This window comes from Microbulbifer sp. ABE4_465, from assembly GCF_056160765.1.
This window is the reverse complement of sequence record NZ_JBSWXV010000013.1, coordinates 25,893-46,021: the sequence shown is the minus strand read 5'-3', so window position 1 is coordinate 46,021 and position 20,129 is coordinate 25,893. Positions and strand designations below refer to the sequence as shown.

Annotated in this window: 16 protein-coding genes; 15 read left to right on the top strand and 1 reads right to left on the bottom strand. The window is 48.4% G+C overall.

Annotated features, from left to right (window positions below; all coding sequences use genetic code 11):
• The first annotated feature begins 27 nt into the window (after positions 1–27).
• From ACXAG1_RS16300 to ACXAG1_RS16265, 8 genes are all read left to right on the top strand, one after another.
• On the top strand, positions 28–1,743 hold the full coding sequence (locus ACXAG1_RS16300; RefSeq protein ID WP_475120282.1) for a DNA recombination protein RmuC: 1,716 nt from the start codon (positions 28–30) through the stop codon (positions 1,741–1,743).
• Position 1,744: 1 nt separating this feature from the next.
• The gene (locus ACXAG1_RS16295) at positions 1,745–3,334 is read left to right on the top strand and encodes a type I restriction-modification system subunit M (protein ID WP_475120281.1); all 1,590 of its coding nucleotides are present in this window, start codon (positions 1,745–1,747) and stop codon (positions 3,332–3,334) included.
• Entirely contained in the window at positions 3,331–4,530 is a 1,200-nt protein-coding gene (locus ACXAG1_RS16290) for a restriction endonuclease subunit S (RefSeq protein ID WP_475120280.1), read from the top strand. The genes ACXAG1_RS16295 and ACXAG1_RS16290 overlap by 4 nt, the downstream gene beginning before the upstream one ends.
• A 60-nt stretch (positions 4,531–4,590) precedes the next feature.
• Positions 4,591–6,693: an AAA family ATPase gene (locus tag ACXAG1_RS16285; protein ID WP_475120279.1), complete on the top strand. Its 2,103-nt coding sequence runs from the start codon at positions 4,591–4,593 to the stop codon at positions 6,691–6,693.
• Between the two features lie 64 nt (positions 6,694–6,757).
• Entirely contained in the window at positions 6,758–7,828 is a 1,071-nt protein-coding gene (locus ACXAG1_RS16280) for a hypothetical protein (protein WP_475120278.1), read from the top strand.
• A 189-nt stretch (positions 7,829–8,017) separates the two neighbouring features.
• Positions 8,018–8,779 carry a hypothetical protein gene (locus ACXAG1_RS16275; protein ID WP_475120277.1) on the top strand — a complete coding sequence of 254 codons (762 nt, stop codon included), beginning with the start codon at positions 8,018–8,020 and terminating at the stop codon, positions 8,777–8,779.
• Positions 8,780–8,781: 2 nt separating this feature from the next.
• Positions 8,782–9,747, top strand: coding sequence for a hypothetical protein (locus tag ACXAG1_RS16270; protein WP_475120276.1), 966 nt, complete (start codon positions 8,782–8,784; stop codon positions 9,745–9,747).
• A gap of 65 nt (positions 9,748–9,812) precedes the next feature.
• A complete protein-coding gene (locus ACXAG1_RS16265) occupies positions 9,813–10,571 on the top strand; it encodes an NYN domain-containing protein (protein ID WP_475120275.1) in 759 nt (252 codons plus the stop codon).
• 37 nt (positions 10,572–10,608) lie between these two features.
• On the opposite strand, the gene ACXAG1_RS16260 is transcribed toward ACXAG1_RS16265, so the two are convergent.
• On the bottom strand, positions 10,609–11,109 hold the full coding sequence (locus ACXAG1_RS16260) for a hypothetical protein (protein ID WP_475120274.1): 501 nt from the start codon (positions 11,107–11,109) through the stop codon (positions 10,609–10,611).
• A gap of 220 nt (positions 11,110–11,329) precedes the next feature.
• On the opposite strand from ACXAG1_RS16260, the gene ACXAG1_RS16255 reads away from it, so the two are divergent.
• The 7 genes from ACXAG1_RS16255 to ACXAG1_RS16225 all read left to right on the top strand — a co-directional run bounded on the left by ACXAG1_RS16255 (position 11,330) and on the right by ACXAG1_RS16225 (position 20,046).
• A complete protein-coding gene (locus ACXAG1_RS16255) occupies positions 11,330–11,887 on the top strand; it encodes a hypothetical protein (RefSeq protein ID WP_475120273.1) in 558 nt (185 codons plus the stop codon).
• Positions 11,888–12,194: 307 nt separating this feature from the next.
• Entirely contained in the window at positions 12,195–14,078 is a 1,884-nt protein-coding gene (locus ACXAG1_RS16250) for a lysozyme inhibitor LprI family protein (protein WP_475120272.1), read from the top strand.
• A gap of 68 nt (positions 14,079–14,146) precedes the next feature.
• Complete coding sequence (locus tag ACXAG1_RS16245) at positions 14,147–14,863, top strand: hypothetical protein (RefSeq protein WP_475120271.1); 717 nt, start codon at positions 14,147–14,149, stop codon at positions 14,861–14,863.
• A gap of 397 nt (positions 14,864–15,260) precedes the next feature.
• The gene (locus ACXAG1_RS16240) at positions 15,261–15,611 is read left to right on the top strand and encodes a hypothetical protein (protein ID WP_475120270.1); all 351 of its coding nucleotides are present in this window, start codon (positions 15,261–15,263) and stop codon (positions 15,609–15,611) included.
• A 22-nt stretch (positions 15,612–15,633) separates the two neighbouring features.
• Entirely contained in the window at positions 15,634–17,568 is a 1,935-nt protein-coding gene (locus tag ACXAG1_RS16235; RefSeq protein WP_475120269.1) for a hypothetical protein, read from the top strand.
• Entirely contained in the window at positions 17,568–18,230 is a 663-nt protein-coding gene (locus tag ACXAG1_RS16230) for an OmpA family protein (protein ID WP_475120268.1), read from the top strand. The genes ACXAG1_RS16235 and ACXAG1_RS16230 overlap by 1 nt, the downstream gene beginning before the upstream one ends.
• Positions 18,223–20,046, top strand: coding sequence for an EH signature domain-containing protein (locus ACXAG1_RS16225; RefSeq protein ID WP_475120267.1), 1,824 nt, complete (start codon positions 18,223–18,225; stop codon positions 20,044–20,046). Before ACXAG1_RS16230 ends, ACXAG1_RS16225 begins: the two co-directional genes overlap by 8 nt.
• Positions 20,047–20,129: the final 83 nt, after the last annotated feature.

Genomic DNA, 20,129 nt, shown 5'->3' with positions numbered 1-20,129 from the left:
AAGAATATCTAGAAGATTGAGAGAAAAATGACGATCCAAGAATTACCCATGCATTACTGGATTGCCGCAGGGGGCATCGCACTGACCCTCTCGTTAGTCGCATACCTGGTCGCGAGCCTTCGCGCAGGTAAAGCCCTGGCGTTGGTGCAGACCGAGCTGACCAAAGCCGAAGTCGGAATTCAGGAATTACTGCAACAGCGGGACACGGCCCAGTTGCAACTGGAAGCCGCCAGCAAAGAACTTGGCGAATTGCGCTTGGAGGAACGGTCACTCCGTACCAGCCTGCAAGCCGTGGAAAAGAGCGAAGCTGAGCTCAAGCAGCGCTATCTCAAGCTGGAGCAGGCACTGGATGCGCAGCGGGCCGAACTACGCCAAACCGAAAATAGCTTGCACGCCACCAGCAAAGAGCTGGAACAAAGTCGCCAGCGACTCACCGAGCGCTCGCAAGAGCTGCAGCAGCTCCTTGACGAACTACGCGATAGCTATCTCGCCCTGGAGAAGAAGTACGAGCAGTTGCAATCTCAGCACAGCACACTGAATGCAGAGCACGCACAGCTGAAGACCACACTGGCCGAACGTGACGAAAGCCACCGCAAACAGCTTGCCCATTTCGAGGAACAGAAAAAAGCACTCAGCGAAGAGTTCAAAGTGCTCGCCAACGATATCCTCGATCAGAAAAGCAAGGTCCTGCAGGAGAACAGCAATACCACGTTCAATGCATTGATCAATCCTTTCAAAGAATCCATGGATGGCTTCAAGAAAGAGGTACAGGAGATCCACCACCGTGAAACGGCACAGCGCAGCGAGCTCAAGAACGAGCTGAAGCAACTGCAGGCGCTCAACCAGCAGATCACCACCGAAGCCCACGAGCTCTCCACCGCCCTGCGTGGGCAAAAGAAATTGCAGGGCAATTGGGGTGAGATGGTGCTGGAGAGCGTACTAGACCGTTCTGGCTTGCAACTGGGCAAGGACTATGTGCGCGAGAAGTCCTTTACCACGGAGGAGGGCAAACAGCGCCCGGACGTGATCGTGAACCTGCCTCAGGGCAAGCACCTGATCATTGACGCCAAGGTATCCCTCAACGCCTATACCCGCTATGTCAACAGCGAGGACGAAGCCGAGCGTCAGCTGGCGCTGAAGGACCACGTCAAGGCGGTATCCGACCGTATCAAGGAGTTGGCGGACCGGGACTATTACAAGATCAACGAACTCAATTCCCCGGAGATGGTGTTCCTGTTCATTCCTATCGAGTCCGCCTTCGTTGAGGCGCTCAAAGCGGATGAAGAGCTGTTCCAGATGGCGATTGGCAACAACGTGCTGGTATCCACGCCTACAACGCTGCTGACCAGCCTGAACATCGTGCGTCAGCTGTGGCGTTTCGAAGACCAGAATAAGCACACTGCTGCTCTGGCGAAAAAGGCTGAGGGTGTATTTAAGAAATTGAACAGCTTCCTCGGCAGTTTCGAAAACGTGAAGAAAGGCCTTGAGAAGGCGACCGAGGCCTACGCCAAGGCCGAAGGTCAGCTGACGCTCGGCAAAGGGAACCTGGTCAAAAAAGTCGGCGAGTTCAAGAACTTGGCTCCCGCCATTCGCGCCGAGCTACCCGGCTATTTCACCGAAAAGGCGGAACTCGAGCTCGAGTACATGCCGTCGCCGGAGAAAGCCGCGAAAACACAAGACAAACCGCAAGCGGGCATAGAAGAGCCCGAGGCGGAATACGCAATTGAAGAAGTAGAGAAGTAATATGCTAACCGGACAAATCCGCAACGATATCGACAAACTCTGGGAGAAATTCTGGACCGGCGGTATCGCCAACCCCCTCACCGTGATCGAGCAGATCTCCTACCTCATGTTCGCGCGCATGCTCGACATGCAGGAAGAGGTGGCCGAGCGCAAGGCCGCGCGCACTGGCAAGGACTTCGATCGCCTGTTCCCGCAGACGTCGGAAGGCCAGTTGCTGCGCTGGAAGAACTTCAAAAACATGGCCGGCAAGGAAATGCTCACGCACCTTAAGAAAGAGGTATTTCCCTTCTTCGCCAACCTGGGCCAGCAAGACATCGGTGAAGACGGCACCACTGTGCACGCCCTCGCAGGTATTGGCGAATACATGCAGGACGCGGATATCGAAATCAAGAACGAGTCCGTACTGGTCGCCGCTGTGGAGATGATCGACCAGCTGCCGCTGACCCAGTCCGACGTGAAGGGGGATATCTACGAGTACCTGCTCAGCAAGCTCACTACCGCCGGTATCAACGGCCAGTTTCGCACCCCGCGGCATATCATCGACGCCATGATCGCCATGGCCGACCCGCAGCCGGATGCCGTTATCTGCGACCCCGCCTGCGGCACCGCCGGCTTCCTCGCCCGCACCATGGAATACCTGAACCGTGTGCACTCAAGCGAGGCTGGCACCTTCACCGACGAGGACGGCAACCCCCATTACACCGGCGACCTGCTGGAGCCCTGGCGCGAACACATCAACCGCGACATGTTCTGGGGCTTCGACTTCGATACCACCATGCTGCGCGTGTCCAGCATGAACATGCTGCTGCATGGCGTGGCCGGGGCCAATATCCACTACCAGGACAGCCTCAACAAATCCGTACGCGAGAACTACCCGTTGCAGGAGCAGGATTTCTTCGATGTGATCCTCGCCAACCCGCCGTTTAAGGGCAGCCTGGACGAGAGCAACGTCAACCCGGACGTGCTCGGCATGGTCAAGACCAAAAAGACCGAACTGCTGTTCGTCGCCCATATCCTGCGCGCACTCAAGCCCGGCGGCTTTGCCGCGGTGATCGTGCCCGACGGCGTGCTGTTCGGCTCCTCCAAGGCGCACCAGCAACTGCGTAAAGAACTGCTGGAACACAACCAGCTGGAGGGCATCGTCAGCCTGCCATCCGGTGTGTTCAAACCCTACGCCGGCGTCTCCACCGCCGTGCTGCTGTTCACCAAGGGCGGCAGCACCGAGCGCGTGTGGTTCTACGATCTGCAAGCAGACGGCTATTCCCTCGATGACAAGCGCACCCCATTGAAAGGCGAGGGTAGTAACGACCTGCCGGATGCGCTGGAAGTATGGCAGGCCTACCGCCAGCTGGTGCTGGCCAATGCCAGCGCCGAGGAGATCGAAGAGCAGTTCGGCGACAAGACCCACAAGGCGTTTGTGGTGGATGCCGCCGATATCGCAGCCAACAAATACGACCTTTCCATCAACCGCTACAAAGAAGTGGTGTACGAGGAGGAGCAGTACGACCCGCCCAAGGAGATTCTGGCGCGGCTGCTGAAACTGGAAGACGAGATTGTTACCGAGCTAAAGGCGCTGGAGGGGATGCTGTGAGTGTCCCAACTGTAGCGCTTGGTTCAGTGATTCGCTTTATTCGTGGTGTAACGTTTAAACCAGATGATCAAGTGGAGCCTTTCAGCGAAGGCTCTGCAGTTGTTATGCGAACAAAGAACGTTCAAGTTGAAGGGCTGGATACCCGTGATTTGATAGCTGTTCCTAAAGCATTTGTAAAAAGAAAAGAACAGTATCTCCAAGAAGGAGATATTCTCATTTCGTCAGCAAACAGTTGGGAGCTGGTGGGTAAGGCAAGTTTTGTTGATGAATTAGACTACGAGTCAACAGCGGGTGGTTTTATATCTATTGTTCGCCCGCTGTCCGAAAAAATTGATCCGAGATATCTGTACCACTGGATTACGTCTCCAAGATCACAGCATGCGATTCGTCACTGTGGTCGTCAGACAACAAATATTTCAAATTTAGATGCTGGTAGGTTTAAAGAGCTAACGCTTCCACTGCCCCCCCTAAAAGAACAACAACGCATCGCCGCCATCCTCGACAAGGCCGACGCCATCCGCCGCAAACGCCAACAAGCCATCGCCCTCGCCGACGAATTCCTGCGCGCGGTGTTTCTGGATATGTTTGGTGATCCGGTGACGAATCCGAAGGGATGGGATGTTGAAAGTTTAGATGAATCATTGATCTTTTTGACGAGTGGCTCGCGCGGTTGGGCGAAATACTACTCTGAGAAAGGGAGCAAATTCATTCGAATCCAAAATGTTGGAGAAAATAAGCTCTACCTCGGGGATATGGCCTACGTGAATGCCCCGCTTGGTGCTGAAGCTAATAGAACTAGAGTAGAGCTTGGTGATGTACTGCTCTCGATAACTGCAGATTTAGGTCGCTCATCCGTCGTAACGGATGACATTGTAGGTGGACATATAAATCAGCATCTTGCTTTGCTAAGGGTAAATCAAGATCGGATAGTTCCCAGGTATTTGTCGGCTTTTCTTTCTTCAGAATCTGGTGTGCGTCAATTTCGTGCGAAAAACAAATCTGCTGTGAAGGCAGGTCTGAACTTCGATGATATAAAGACACTTAAAATTGCAATTCCACCTCTACATGTTCAGAGGGAGTATGAACATATCTATCAAAAAACTACGCAGAATCTGAAAAAGCAGGAAATATTGTCAAGGGCAGCCGGGGCTTTGGTTGGTTCGTTAGGGCGGAAAGCTTTCTCTGGCGAGCTATAGCTATAGAGTTGTGCAAATTTGGCTTAAGCACAATTATTTACAAAAAAATAGGATCATGTCATGGAGATTGTTGTTAAAAATTGCAACAACATCGACTCAGCAACAGTAACGGTAGATGAAGGGAAGCTCAACATTAAGTTTGCGCCCAATGGAACAGGGAAAAGCACAATTGCCAAAGCTATTCAGTATGGCTCAGAAGGGGACGAAAGTGCTTTAGCTGAGCTCATGCCATTTAAGTATCGAGATAACAACCCTGACAATAACAGGCCAGAAGTGGTTGGCGTAGAGCACATAGGTAAAATCATGTGTTTCAACGAAAACTATGTTAGTCAGTTTACATTTAGGCCAGAAGAGCTTGTCAGCAATAGTTTCGAAATTTTCATAAGGTCAGAGGAATATAAAGCTGCTGAGCAAGAAATCGGTGATTTGGTCCTGACGATCCAGCAGCAGTTTACGAACAATCCGGAGCTGGAAACACTGATCTCGAATCTTGAGGAGCTAAGTGGAGCATTTAAGCTGACGGCCAAAGGGCAGTTATCCAAAGCCTCGGCTGGCATGAAGGGATTGTCAGCAGGAAATAAGATTGAGCACATTCCACAGGGCTTAGAGCCATATGAGCCATTCATTCGCAGCCAAAAGAGTGTCAACTGGATTGATTGGCAGGCAAAAGGCCATAAAGAGTTCTCTGAATTGTCTGATGTATGCCCATTCTGTTCTACGGATTCGGAGGATAAGAAGGAGCAGATTGGTAGGGTTAGTCAGGAATACGATAAAAATGTAATCAAGAACCTGGTGGGCATTATCGGTGTGCTTGATAAATTGGGCAATTACTTTTCAGACGATGCAAGGGATAAGCTGGCTACAATTACATACCTGAAAAACGGTATTGGAAAAGAGCATGAAGCTTTTATTGTTCACGTTAAGTCGCAGATAGATAATCTTCTCGACAAGCTTGTGCACCTTAGGACTTTATCAGGATTCCACTTCAAGGAAGGTGATAAGGTTTCGGAGAAGCTTCCAGCTTATAAGCTTGATCTCGAGTTTTTTTCAACGCTTGATTCGGAAAAGACCCATTCCGCTATCAAAACCATAAATTCATCAATTGACGAGCTTTCTAAAAAGGCTGGATTGCTGCAGGGTAAGATTAATATCCAGCGCCATGCAATGAGGAAGCTGATTGAAAAGTATCAGCAAGAGATCAATGGTTTTCTTGCATATGCTGGCTATCGCTATAAAGTTGAAATTTTAGGAGAAGGCGATAGTGCTCAACTAAAGCTTTTACATGTTGATCACGGTCAGTATCTCAGCGGGGGGAGTCAGCATCTTAGTTTTGGTGAGAAAAACGCTTTCGCCATAGTGTTATTCATGTATGAATGTTTAGCCAAGAAACCCGATTTAATCATTTTGGATGACCCAATATCCTCCTTCGATAAAAATAAGAAGTATGCGATTCTCTATATGCTCTTTAGGCGTGATTCTTCTACATGCCTGAAAAGCAAGACAGTACTAATGTTGACACACGATGTGGAACCGATAATTGATACTCTTAAGTCTGTAAGAAAACAGTTTGACAACCAAGTGGCGGCATCCTATTTGCGATTTGATAAGGGGCAGGTTTTAGAACAGACTATCGCTGATACGGATATTAAGACGTTTGCTCAGATATGCCAGAGCGTTTTTGAGTCTGGCTGCGACTCTATCATCAAGCTTATATATCTAAGGCGTCGCTATGAGATTTTTGACGACACAGGTGACGCCTATCAGGTTTTGTCGAACTTATTCCATAAAAGGGAGATTCCTATTGATATGCGAGAGGCAATAGGAGCGGGAGGAGATCATCCAGAGATGGATCCTGCTAAGTTTACTGCTGGCTGTGAAGCAATCAGGGGATACGTTTTGGCTTTCGATTACAGTGAAATTACTAATGATATTAAGGATAAGTCAAAATTAACTGAGCTGTATCAAAGCTGCCAAAATGGATATGAAAAGCTACAGTTGTTTAGACTTTTTGGTGTTGAGGTTGAAAATTCTATTATCCGAAAGTTTATTAACGAGACATACCACATTGAGAACGAATTCATTTGTCAGCTCGACCCTTCTCAGTTTGATCTTATTCCTGAATATGTTGTTGAAGAGTGCGATAAATTGGTCAGTAATATTTGACAGAAATAATTGGGATCAGAGTGAAGTTTTGACGCTCAAATAATTATTCAAAGAAAATTAAAATATGGCAGTACAGCACGGAATCTGGAAAATCGGAAACCAGCCACAGGCGTTGGTTCCAGTGCGGCTCGATAACGAGCTGCTATTGGAAGAGCAGATCCAAAAGGATATTTCCATCCTTAACCCCAACTGGATGTTGATTGGCCGTCAGGTCTATACCGACTTTGGCAAGTATATCGATCTGATGGCCATTGATGCCGCCGGCTCCATTATCGTCATCGAACTCAAGAAGCACCGTACACCACGCGACGTAGTGGCACAGGTAATCGACTACGCCTCCTGGGTGGAGCATTTGCCTACAGAAAAGATCAGCGAGATCTACAGCGAGTTCGCCAGCAAGTACGGGCTCCATGAGCGCTCCTTCGACAATGCCTTCAAGGCACGCTTCGGCATCTTCCCGTCCGATGACGATGTGAACAGCTCCCACCAGATGCTTATTGTCGCCGCCGAGCTGGATGCCAGCTCCGAGCGTATCATCAACTACCTGAATGACAAGGCCAGTGTCGCCGTCAACGCAGTATTCTTCACCGTATTTCGGGATGGCGACAACCAGTACCTCAGCCGTGCCTGGATGATCGACCCGGTGGAAACCGAAGAGCATGCGGTCAACGTCGGCCAGAAGAACGACTGGAACGGTGAGTTCTATTGCAATTACGGCGCCACACCGGATGGCCGTAGTTGGGACGATGCCGTCAGGTATGGCTTTATCGCTGCCGGCGGCGGCCGTTGGTATAACAAAACTCTGTTTACCCTCAAACCCGGTAACCGCCTCTGGGTCCAGATCCCCGGTAAAGGCTACGTCGGCGTAGCCGAAGTCACCGGTCATCCGATCATCGTTGATGAGTACCTCGCAGAGCGTCCCGACCACCAGGGCAGCTACTGCATGGTGGAGGAGTTTGGTGAAGACGATGCCGACTATTGCGTACCGGTTAAATGGCTGTATCAGGTCGATGAAGCCAATGCCGTGAATGAAGTCGGCCTGTTTGGCAATCAGAACACTGTAGCCCGCCCTAGAACCTCGAAATGGGATCACACAGTCAAGCGCTTGGCAGAGTTGTGGGGAATCGCGCTATAGCGCTTGAGTCGTGTATAAGAAAATAATAATTGCACAAGCAAAAAGGGAGCATCGATGAGCCAAAATACGATCTATATCGCGGAGCCTATTTTTTCGGAGAAGCTGCAGAACCCTAGATGTATCGCGGTGTAAATTGATCACGGATTGGTAAGTTTATACAGAATAAAATAATTTCGCAGGTTTCTTAGAATGTTGGTTGTTTTCAAGAAAATGTTCACTCGTGACGCACCTGTCGGTGCGGGAAAAAATGTCCTGTCGGATGACTCGCAACGACTGTTCGAACGAAAATCCGCCATCGATATTCGGCGCGCGATTCTGGATTGGCGTGATCAATTTACAGAAGAGGCCGAATTGCAGTTCCGGAGTGAGTTTGCTCAGCTATTGAGTACTTTCGAATCCGTCATGGAGCGAGCGAGTATTCGCGACTTGCTCAGGAAGAATTTTGCCGACAAGCATCTGCAACCCCTGTATCTCGAGTGGCAGGAGCGGGAGGTGACACGTTTTTTCCAGCGTGCCGAAAAGGCCCATAAGACTACCGCGCTCGCGCAGATGAAGCTTTCCAGCCAACAGGCGGATGCTATTGATGACTCCTCTGGCGGTGGTGCTTTGAACCTGTTGCTGCCTGCCGCGGCGACGGGCATTGGTGTCGCTGCCTTGCCTTCTGTTGGGGCTACTTCCGTGGTGTCGGCAGGCGGGCTGTTGGGCGTGTTTGGGATTACCACGATCAGCTGGCCAATACTGCTATCCGGTCTGATCGTCAGTGCTGGCCTGATCTCTACAGGCGTCATCAAGGGCGCGAAGCTCAAAGGGAAGTTGCGCGAAAACATTCGCAATCGTGTTGAGAGGCAGCTCAGCGCACAGATTTTAGGGGACGGCAGCGGTTCTTCTCTGGTGGAGCGCATCCAGGAATACTTGCATGACGTTGCCGAAGATGCTCTGGGGAGGTTGTGAGTATGCCAATTCCGTTTGATGTGCCTGCCAAGTATATCGCGGGCATTGAACAGGGTAGCCTTACGCGAATTGGTGCCTTGATCAAAGACGCTTCCACCGGGCAGATAGTCGCGCATGTTCAGGAAACCGGATTCTTAAGTAATCTGGCGCATTCTGGTTTGTGCGGCGCCCTGTCCCCCTTAACAGCGATCAGCTCAGCTGGCAGTAATATCCAGTTGGCGCAGCTCAAATCGATGGTTGAGGGGCTGCAAATACTGCATTTTGCCAACCTCGGTGCGACGGTCGCTGGGTTAGGTATCAGTTGCGCGGGTTTTGCTGTCTTGAATAGTAGGATCAGGAAGATGCAGGAAAGACTGGAGGGTGTGGCGGAATCGATCCTCTTTGCGATCGGCGAGGTGCGTGCCAGCCAGCTTCGAGAGCACCTGGCACAAGTCAATTTTGCCGTCGAGGAGGCTGCATTGCTGGAGGCGAATGGCGGCGGTGGGCTGGAGTGGCATAGTGTCAGTCAGATTCTGGGGAAGGAAACCCAGTACTACCTTGGCGAGGTCAGGTATCTGTTGTCTTGCGCTGAGTTTGAACAGGAAGCATTTGAACAGTTCCTAGAACTTTGTTGCCTCGCATTCAAGGCGCGAGTGCAAGCGCTGTTTAATATGGGTCGGCTGGACTTGGCCATGGGCGCAGCCCAGAAAATGTCCCATGAATTCAATAGCGTACTGGATCCCGTGAGTCCTATTGCACTGGCCAAAAAACTACCGACAAAGAGCATGCCTTATGCCGAACATGATCTGCGCCAGAATCTGCAGCATACACGGGCGTTGGTGCAATCAGTCCGCGATACCCAGGGCTGTCTGGCTTCGATCCCCGAGCTAATCCAGACATTAACCCTGCGCAAAATTGACGGCGCAGAATACTTACAAGCCGCCAAATCTAATCTCAACGACCCGTGGCTTGTTCTGGAGGCAACTTAGAGTGTTCTTGCTGTGTACGAAGCGACCATCAAGAAATGAGTGATTATCCTGGAAGGAGTGTGGAGTTGAAGAATAAGGAAAAAATTGCGGTTTTCATCGATGCCGACAACGCTCCTGCGTCCAAGTTTGACCGTATTCTGTCGGAGCTGGCGAAATACGGTGCAGTCATTGTACGCAAAGCCTATGGCAACTGGGTGAGTTCAGGTTTGAAACCCTGGACGGAAATTCTGCACGAGCATGCCATTCAGCCGATACAGCAATTTGACCTGGTCAAAGGTAAGAATGCGACGGACATGGCGCTAGTCATTGATGTTATGGATGTACTCTACACCAAGGATATCGATGTTATATGCCTCGTTTCCTCCGATTGTGATTTCACTCCGCTGGTCTATCGTGCACTGTCAGAGGGCAAAACAGTACTTGGATTTGGGGAACGCAAGACACCAAAGCCTTTCGTGAATGCATGTTCCAAGTTCTTGTTCTTGGATGGTGATGAAGTGGAAGGGGAAGTTAGCGGTTCTATGCGCGCCGGTCAGCTCAAAAGTGACACTGGGCTCATCAACCTACTGCGGCAGGCGATAAATGCGGTAGAGGATGACGAAGGCTGGGCAAGTCTTGGCCAGGTAGGCAGCCATATCAGTAATCACGCTTCATTCGACCATCGAAACTACGGCTTTGAAAAGTTGAGTGAGCTTTTCAAGGCGATTGACCTGTTTGATTGTCGCCCGGAGAACGGTACTGAATTTTTTGTCAAAGATAAAAAGCGGCATAAGCGGGGGAATAAAAAAGACAATGAAGCAATTTCAGATCCAGCAATTGCCTAGTATATCGGCGAAAGTTATCTGCTCGCTGCTAGGTAAGCTAAGGGCGTGCTGTTTCGGGTAACATCGTAAATTTCAAATAGGCTTTTGAAAGAAAATAATGGATAAGACTGGTAAATTGCCGCATCCAGATGATGCTTGCGGCGAATTCTTTATCTACCGTGATTTCTTTGAATGTAGCGATTCTTGGCGACGCTCTAAAGTCGACAATCTTCCCTTGCAACTGGAAACCTACGTTTCCATCCGCCAGATGTGCCGCGATATCCTCGACCCGACCTCTGAAGTATTCGGCAAGGTCCACCTGATCTATGGCTTCAGTTCTCCCGCGTTGGTCAGTATCGTCAAACAGAATCCATACCCAAACATAACCCCGTCTGGCGACCAGCACGTTGGTGCAGAGCTGAACACCAAAGGAGAGGTAATCTGTGATCGCCGGGGTATTGCCGTAGACTGTTACATAGCCGGCACCAGTTCGCTGGAGGTTGCGCGCTGGATTGTCCAGAACACGCCTTTTGACCGTCTTTACTTCTATTCCGCTCATCGCCCGTTCCATGTCAGTGTGGGCCCAGAGAATTGCCGTTCGGTGGTTTGGATGGATGGTTACCGCGGCGGCAGACATCAGCCTCGCGTGGTGACAAATGAAAAGTTTCTCAGGGAACAGTTCTGCGCGCGTGACCCATAAGTCGCGCAGTGACCTTTGGGCAACGGGGATTAAAGCGAAAAATAAGAAGCGTTAATAAGTATAAGTATTGGGAGTATCCGTGAATATCAGTGAATATTTCGAAAAGGTTCTTGAAGCGCCACTGAAAAATCGACAGTGGTCATGGGGTGCCGAGAATGATAAAGCGGTCTTCCTGCGTAGCTGGGTGCCGGAATACGATGGCCATCGAGTCTATGTTTTAGGCGATCGCGACGACTACGGCAGCGCTGGCTATGGCGAGCGTATCCAGCACATTGATTCCGTCAAATCCGGAAAGCGTGGCTTCGTCGTGCTAATCGAACCTGCCGAAGGCTGGCCGGAAAAGCGAACGATCAAGCGCTTCGAAGAGAAAGTGCGCCCTATCGTCGGTTTTGAGCAGGACGAGGACAAGTGGTACGCGATACTTGATGAGGGTGTTGAGATCTCCGTAGCAAACGGTTTCGACCCCGAGGTAGAGCTAGAAAAGCTGATGGATTCTCCAGCGGTGGAGGTGCTCAAAAAGGCGGCAAAGTCCTGGAAATTGATCGCAATCAACGGGGATGAAGCGATCTTCAAGCATCCAACCAAGCTTGTTCGCTTGATCGTAAATGTGCTCACTGGTGCATATCGCAGGGTGTAAGCCCGTATTTTCAAAAGTCAATTTCGTAGTGCCTTGGGGCAGGTGAAACTGGGAATAGTGGTCGGCTGGTGAATCAAGTGTTCTCGGCTCCAGGACTTCTGCTTTGCAATATTGACTTAAATGAAGAGCTGGAGTAGCACGTTGCACGGGAGTTTAACTGAAGGGTAAAACTTGCTAGAGCCCTCGACTGATCTTTGTTGATGAAGAGCCTTTTCACAATTGAAGTTTGAGTGCCCGAATGGGTTTTTGGTTAAGTTTTCGCAACAATTTATAGTGGTCAGAAGAATTTATTATTGGTGCAAAGCAGATGAGTGCAAGTGATCATTTTGGGGTGAAAAAGTATACATCGTTAGTTTGGCTCGGGCTGGGCTTATATCTGTTTGGCGCATCTACCAATTGCACTGCGAATGAAATCGCACCAAAGTTGGTTCGAGGTGAAAATATACAAATTTGCCAGGATTTTTATCGCAGTTATATGACGTACTGGCAGAGTGTAGACCACCCACGGTTCTTCACTTCGATGAGTAATCATTCGATTTCAGTTGGCGATGCAAAGCTAGGAAACCTACCGCAAGGATACGAATGGGTAGAGTGGCGTCTGGAGAGAAAAGAGTTCACAGATGACAATGAATATTATGAACGAACAATATATTCACTATCAGATCCAAAGAACATCAAAAGCATATCTGGCCTGCAGTTAGTAATGCAGGAGTTCAACTGGAAGGGGGCTGAATTTTGGTATCAATATACTGGAGACCCTGCGGGGAATGAGTACCGACTATATTCCGGTGGATTGAATTGGGTTCAATCTTGGGAAAATATTTTTGTTCACGAGGACGATGCTTACTTTTTAGAGCCATCGAGTGGAGTTTATGTCCACAGCGGTGATAAGCGTATTTCACTTGATGGTGGTGGATTTTCTGTACGTAGATTGACGGGTAAGTCACCGCAACGGATACCCGATACTCAGAATTATCTCCCCAGTGAGGAAGTTTGTCGGGTCTCTAATCCAGATTTTACCGGCAAGCTTCCCGTGCTAGAGATGTTGTTGCAACAGTTTGACCAGTATTTTATGTCGAGCTACCTCGAGAGCTATGGATCCATGGGGAGAAGAGGCGTCAGCCTTGGTGAGGTATACCAAGTCTTATCGCGGCCCCACTTATATGCGCAATCGGAATTTAACATAAATGATATTGATGAGTTGATATTTAAGCGGCACCCTTTGATCTTTTCTGTTTATAAAGGACAAGATGCTTGGAGTTATCGAGAGGTCGAAAGCTTTGAAAATGGGCTAAAAGCGCTTTATTACGAGATAAGTCAGTTGTATCCGGAGAATAGCGCAAAAATATTCACTGGGTTGGTTGACGGTATTTTGAGTAATCTGGTGATATCGAGTCGTTTTTACGAGCTGAACCCAGCTTATAAGTCTCGCCAAAAATTACTATTAGATCGAGTCACTAACCTCAATCACTATGGAATTTCCCTTGAGCAAGCATGCAAGGAGTATTTTCAGCATATTAGTATCAGCGGAGAGTTCGCGACCGATAAAAAGCTTGCGATCGTCGATTGCTACAGTCTTGGAATGGATTCTTTAGTAAACGATTCTACTGGGTCTGTACTGAGAGTAAAAATTGACGAGGTGAATAGTTTCAGAAAAACGCTATTGATGTACGCGGCGCATATGAACCAGTTCGATGTGATTGGTAATATTGACAGCGCGAGAGGTTCCCTTTCGGCAACTGTGTTGCCTGAATGGGGGCTTCCGAAGCAGCGCCGAAATGCCTTGGATTACGCTGCAGAAAATGCGTCACGTGCCACCTATCAGTTGGTTGAGAATAAATTTAGCGGAGAGCCAGTTAATAAAGGTCTAAAAAATACCAATTGGCGATACTCTCCTCGTGCCCTTAATTATCTGAGCCAAAGTGGGCCTAGTTATGACTGCGCCCAAGCAACGCGCCGCCAAGATGTTCTTATATGTAATTCTGTAACACTTTCCGCGTACGACCGAGAAATGAAATTTTTGTACCAATTAGCGCTCGAGACAAACGCTTCGTTTTCGATCAGGAAGTCTCAGCGAGAGTGGCTTCGAGGTAATAACATTAAATGCGATTACCAGTGCTTGTCGCTTAGGTATCGTGGGAGGATAAGGTTTCTTGAGAACCTTGTCGTCAATTATTCTGGAGTTAAATAGAAGGTTAGGTTTAGTGAATAGGTGATTATGAATTAGCTATTCAAACTATAAGAGTAGGGTGTATATCGTTGATAAGAATTATTCTGAAGGGAACTTTTGGTTTGCTAGCTTTTCTAGCCTTTCTGATTTTTCTTTTACTCATATTTTTTGACCCTGATGAAGTAGAAGGTCAGCTGAATCAAAGCGGTTACTTCTTTGATCGAGAGCCCTACGTCTCACCTCGCATGGTTGAGGATCTGATGGGCCTGGTTAGTGATTCGGGAGAGCAAATCGTAAGTTTAGATATTGCTAACTCCGTAAACTCAAATAGATATTTCGGGGAATTCGAGATCAACGGCGATCATGTGACGTACTTTCATGATTCAGAGTCATGCTCTGGCTCTGGCTCTGGCTCTGGCTCTGGTTGTCAGTACGGGAGCCCCTTTTTCAGCTACGAATTTGTAGGGACGACTACTTCCGGTGTTCATGTTCTCCTTACATCCATGTCAGGAGGCGGGTCAGGAATTTTTAATTCCCTGCTGCTGTTGACTACAGTCTCCGAGAAAACATTGGATGTCCACTTTGACAGTGAAAGCCGAAATATTCTACGTCCGAAACGTGAGCGGTGGTTACTGAAGCGGCTGTGGTCGATGCCTTTGGGGGACCGCTACATTGGTGGGGCAGAAGTTAGTGGCAACGAAATTCGAGTTTTTAAGGATGAAAACCCTAGGTCCGTTGGTTTAGTCGAACGCGATATCGTCATAGAAATAGATGGTCTGACGAATGTTCTAAACGATGTGGACTGAGTAGCTGGCAGTTCGGAAAAGTGGTTTAACCGGGTTCATCGCTCTACGACCTTTAAGTCATCTAAATTATGTCCCAAATTTGGTGACCAAGCAGGACGGATATAGTCAAAATGCAGGCGTGCTTCGCGAATTTTGCTGTATATATTTTATACAGAAAGTCGCGTCTCATGGTACCCTAGCGGCTACGATGGAGCGGAATAAGACTGATGGGTCAACATATCTTCGTAAGTCTCCAGTCTAATGATTATCGAGGAGCGATGAGTCGACCCAAATAATTGGTAAAAGGTTTTATCAATTGCCAATAACCAGCGGAATTTAAAGTGATATTTTCCTGCAGCATGGATTTTGGGGAATTTTATTCTCTTTCTTTAACGTAAGATTTTTCTTCGAACAAGTTATGGAAAATTTAGTATTTCAGATCACAGTTTTCAATCGTGCGTGGAAGCTAGCACGTGAAAAATGGGGAGCCAATAGTTCTTTGGCGAATATGCTACGTCACCGTAAATCGGATCTGCAATCAAGGTTAATTCGAGAGAACCGGGGAAGAGTGTATCTGGCTGAAGACTTGGATACTGAGGAAGGAGAGCCACTTTATAGTGTCCGTTTGGCTCAGCCTATCACCTTGCCTGGTGGGTTGGTTCGCAACGATGCGGATCACATGCCAGTGCGGATAGCGCAAGAATTATTCACTAATGCTGACATCGCCGCTCTTCTCAGTGGCACAAGAATGTCTACCAAATCAAAATAACCACAACTATTGAGAGGATGTAGTGGGCCAGGAGTTGATTAACTCGCTTTGTATCGGCGGGATTGTTGTATTGTTTTTTCTCTATTGGGCTTTCGAGACTCGAGTTTCCAAGCGCTATAGGACTCGCTTGGAATCTTGGGTCTCGGTTAGAGATTTTCTCAGTCGAGGTTCAAACTCTGAAGCGACCACTGAAAATATTGACCCAATTTTAGATCAGGCTTTTATCCGCGAAGCGGATCTTCAAAACGGTGGCCGGAAAATTGCTAAGTCCAATGGGCGCTTCTTACTTTCTCAGCCTCTTGGAGCCCTGTTGCCGGGAGCTGCTGCGTCCCCATATCGCTATGTTCCTGCGTTGCTAACAACGATCGGTGTTTTGGGTACCTTTACAGGAATCTCTCTCGGTTTGAGTGACTTTAATGCCGGCGGGGATTCACAGGCATTGATGCAGTCTGCCTGGACGCTACTTAGCGGAATGAAAACCGCTTTTTATACTTCTCTTGCTGGTCTAATGGCCTCAATTGCCTTCATGTTAATACTCGGTTTCTACGGAAAGAAACGCGAGCGGGCTTATCGTACTTTGAGCCACGAGTTAGGAGAATTGTGTATAACATTATCTCCAGTTGCACTACTTCATAACCTGAAATCTGAAGGTCAGGAAGAGTTAGTGCGACATCAAATGCAAGCTGCGAATGCGATGGTTAAGACAAGCCAGAATTTATCCCAAACTCTCCGATCATTGGATGAAACGTTAGGCAGCTTCAATAGTGAAAAGATTGCTAACAATATTTCAGAGGCTGTTCGCACAGCGGTAAAGGAAGAGGTTGCGCCGCCACTAACAATGCTTCCTAGGGCTGTTGCTGAGCTCAAGGCGATCAAAGAAGAAAATGGCCGTGAAATAATCCAACTGCTGACTACAGCAATCCGCGATGAAGTAGTTCAGCCAGTAATGGGGCAAACTGAGGTGGTAACGCGTGCTGTGACAGCAACTAATGATTCTGTGGAAAAACTTGCTCAGAAACTGGATGCGATGGTTAATAGCTTGGGCTCGACAACGGAAACTCTGAGTGAGTTCCAGCGGGATACCATGACTAAGTTGCAAGATTTTGCGGTATCTCTAAAGGATATTCTCAGTCAGTTTAAAGATGACACGGAAGGAACACTTGATCGTGTTGCTCAAGAAATTAATTCGGCACTGGCTAGTGCAATCGACGGGATGGGGGCGCAGCGCACGGCCTTCGAACAAAGCGCCGAACGTGCTGCTTTGGCCTTTGAACAACAGAATCAGACGCTTGAAAAGGTTGGCGAAGAATCCAGTCAATTAATGGGAGACGCCAAACAAAATCTGCTTGAAGGGCTTGCGAATATTGATGATAAGGTGAAGTCGATGTCGGCCGTTGTTCAGAAAGAGCTGGAGACGTTTCGCCTTGAATATCAAGACAATTTGCAGCAGTTTTTCAGCCAGCAAGAAAACCTGCTTGAAAATACCTTGGGAAAGCAGAGGGATGGTTTGGCAAGTGTTGTTTCCGATTTCCGGAAGGTATTTGAGGATGAACACGTTAAGCGTCGTGAGCAGTTTACAGCAATCGCTGAACAGTACGAAAAACTTCAAGAGGGGGTTACTACAGTGAGTGACCTGGTGAGTGCCGTCGGTATGGCCAAGGCCGGTGCGTTCAGTCAGCTTGAGGATGCGGCGAAAGCCGTTGGAAGTCAGGTAGGCAAGCTCCGGGTTGCGTATGAAGAGGGTGCTGAGCGCTTCAATAAGTTGACTGAACAGATGCCCGACGAGATGGATAAATACTTCCGCAGGGCACAAGAAGTGAATACAGGTTTCTTTGACAGCTTTGACGAGGCGGCCCACAAGGTCCACTCAAGGCTTGCGGAGGCTGCCAACCTGCTGGTCACTGCGATGCAGACTCTCGAAATGCAGAGCATGCATGAAACAGAAGGGGCTGCATAATGCAATCCACTCTTTTCGAGCATCCGGAATCTGAAGTTGATGAAACTGGTGCATGGCTATCGATTGGCGATCTGATGTCAGGTTTGTTGATGATCTTTGCTCTACTATTGATTGCAGCATTGGCACAGCTCAGAGAGGCAATGGAAGCATCCGAAAATCGGCGGATCGTGATTATTAGGGCATTGGAGCAGACTCTCAATGCACAAGGGATTAATGCTGAAGTCGATCCACAGACGGGAGATATCAGTATTCTAGACTCGGTGCTGTTTGATCGTAACGATGCGCGGCTTAAGAGAGAGGGTGTCGAGTTTCTTCGTAAATTTGTTCCTGTATACAGCGGCGCGATTTTTGCGGATGCAGAGATCGCGAATCAGATTCAGAATGTCGTAATCGAGGGGCATACCAGCTCTGCAGGGAGCTGGGATCACAATATGCGGCTTAGCCTTGAGCGGGCTAACAGCGTCTCCACGCTAGTTACGGGTCTAGATTTTCCAGGTAAAAGCGAATTTCAATCCCGGCTACTGGTCTCTGGGCGGGGGGAGGCTGACGCTGAGATTCACTTTGATAAGTCTACCGACCGCAGAGTGATATTCCGCTTCCAGTTTAAATCTCAAGACTTCAAGCACTGGTTCGAAGAGAATTTAGGAGTTGTCGATGGCTGATTGGGCCGAACGATATGCCTCTTCGGTGCCAGCGCGGCCCAGAAGAATGTTGGCGCTGGCTCAGGATGATGGTTTTTCTGAGTTACCCTGGAAATACCATGAAGACATCCTGATTTTCCCGCCAAAGACGATTGATGAAATTTTGGAATTATTGGAATCGGGCAATGGCAAGGCTCTGACAATTCTTGACTGGGTGGCTTTGTTTGACCAGAAGGGGCTGTGGGACGAGCAACATGATAATGAGGAGATAGCCAAATCTAGTGTAAATATATTTAATGCTATTTTGGCGGACCCTCGCATTCTCCATATGTCTTTGTTCCGTGTTGCCATCACACTCGACGGTGGCATTAATCGGTTCCCGCCTGTTTTAATGGACCACTTGAGCTTATTGAGTGGTCGCGTCAAAGGCATAGAAAAAGAGGTTTTGGAACTTGTTCTCGCTGCGCGAGACAACGGTTTTATCCAAATTGCGGGAATGGCACTCGGGCATGGGGAGTCGTTGACCTCGCTTTTTGCTCGCCTAAATCTTCCACGATGTACCACTTTGCTGCATCAATCTTCGGCAGCTATTCCGCCACTTATTTCTAGCTTGAACGCTAATGCTATTAAATCGCTTGTACCTTGGCTAGATACGATTTGGAAAACAGATCGAAGAGTGTCTAGGTCAGCGATCGCGTCGGCAGTAATTCTACGTGAAGATCAAAATGTATGGCCCGAAGAAATTTTTGAATGGCTTGAAAGAACTTGTAAACCAAGAGCCAAAGATTCAATTTGGCCAGAGCTAGAAGATCATGTTCGTTCTGCATTAGGCGAAATAATTAGTCTCTCTGAATATGAAACTGTCAACCGTTTTGCACGGATGATTCTTGGTTCTAAAGTGAGAGGTAAGCTTGGCCTGGAAGATTTTGAGGTTCGTCATCTGGGGGGGCGGGCAGTCTTTTGGCAGCACTATGCCGGGCGCATGTTGTCGGTCCGACTCCTAGTGTCACCAACTACCGCGAATTATCTTATTGAATATGAGCCAACATTTAAGAACTACGAGACCCTGCGCCAAGAAGACAGTCGGAAGGGAGATTTAGAATCAGATCTAATTATTTTGGAATTTGAAAACTATATTCTAGTTGAGCCCCTTCGCAGCCCATATTCTGAGATTCGAGCTTTTGCTAAATCGTTCAATAGCAAGAATTTGCTGCTTAGTGAGGAGCCGCCTGAATTAAGCGAGATTTTATCTTCTCATCAGGATTCCGTTCATGATCATATTTCATGTTGGCAGTGGTCCTGTGAGCGTTGGCTTCGCACAGAACTAGGCATTGAGCCAGATGAGAATATAACCACCTTTCGCATAGGTGGAAAAAAAGGGGTTCGGTATCGTGTTTCAGATGGGCTCGAGCCGCCACCCTATGAATGGTTAAAAGAACGTGAACAAAAGCTGCCCGACTGGCGCTTAGGATTTGTCAGTCGTGAACGGGCTTTGGGCAAATACGGGGATGGAAATCAAACTGGCTTCGTTGAGCATCGTCTCATGGAGGCAAGAGAGCATGCTTTCAAGGGAGATTTTGATTCAATGACTCGTGACCTTCAGCAAGCTGTAGAGCGCGGTAGCGCAGCCGCCATGAAACTGCTGTCAGCTCACTATCTCACGCAATTGAATACGACCTATAACGAACGAAATCTAGCCAAGACCTATTTGCGGCGAGCAATAGAGCTCGGTGATACGGGTGCAGAGACGCTATATGCGAGATATTTTAAAAAACCTGCTGGAGGAAAGGCCCGATATTCGGTAAAGGATGGCCGTTTAACCAGCTATACGTCATAAAAAATTCCAAGATTCCGGTGCTCGTTATCAATGTGTCGGCAATTTTTCTCAAATCGGTCACTTCAGTACTATATCGTGATTTT

Bases quoted from the DNA above. Each gene is read 5' to 3' on its own strand.
- ACXAG1_RS16300 (WP_475120282.1), top strand. From the start codon at position 28: ATGACGATCCAAGAATTACCCATGCATTACTGGATTGCCGCAGGGGGC.
- ACXAG1_RS16295 (WP_475120281.1), top strand. From the start codon at position 1,745: ATGCTAACCGGACAAATCCGCAACGATATCGACAAACTCTGGGAGAAA.
- ACXAG1_RS16285 (WP_475120279.1), top strand. From the start codon at position 4,591: ATGGAGATTGTTGTTAAAAATTGCAACAACATCGACTCAGCAACAGTA.
- ACXAG1_RS16280 (WP_475120278.1), top strand. From the start codon at position 6,758: ATGGCAGTACAGCACGGAATCTGGAAAATCGGAAACCAGCCACAGGCG.
- ACXAG1_RS16275 (WP_475120277.1), top strand. From the start codon at position 8,018: ATGTTGGTTGTTTTCAAGAAAATGTTCACTCGTGACGCACCTGTCGGT.
- ACXAG1_RS16270 (WP_475120276.1), top strand. From the start codon at position 8,782: ATGCCAATTCCGTTTGATGTGCCTGCCAAGTATATCGCGGGCATTGAA.
- ACXAG1_RS16260 (WP_475120274.1), bottom strand. From the start codon at position 11,109: ATGAGCGGAATAGAAGTAAAGACGGTCAAAAGGCGTGTTCTGGACAAT.
- ACXAG1_RS16250 (WP_475120272.1), top strand. From the start codon at position 12,195: ATGAGTGCAAGTGATCATTTTGGGGTGAAAAAGTATACATCGTTAGTT.
- ACXAG1_RS16240 (WP_475120270.1), top strand. From the start codon at position 15,261: ATGGAAAATTTAGTATTTCAGATCACAGTTTTCAATCGTGCGTGGAAG.
- ACXAG1_RS16230 (WP_475120268.1), top strand. From the start codon at position 17,568: ATGCAATCCACTCTTTTCGAGCATCCGGAATCTGAAGTTGATGAAACT.
- ACXAG1_RS16225 (WP_475120267.1), top strand. From the start codon at position 18,223: ATGGCTGATTGGGCCGAACGATATGCCTCTTCGGTGCCAGCGCGGCCC.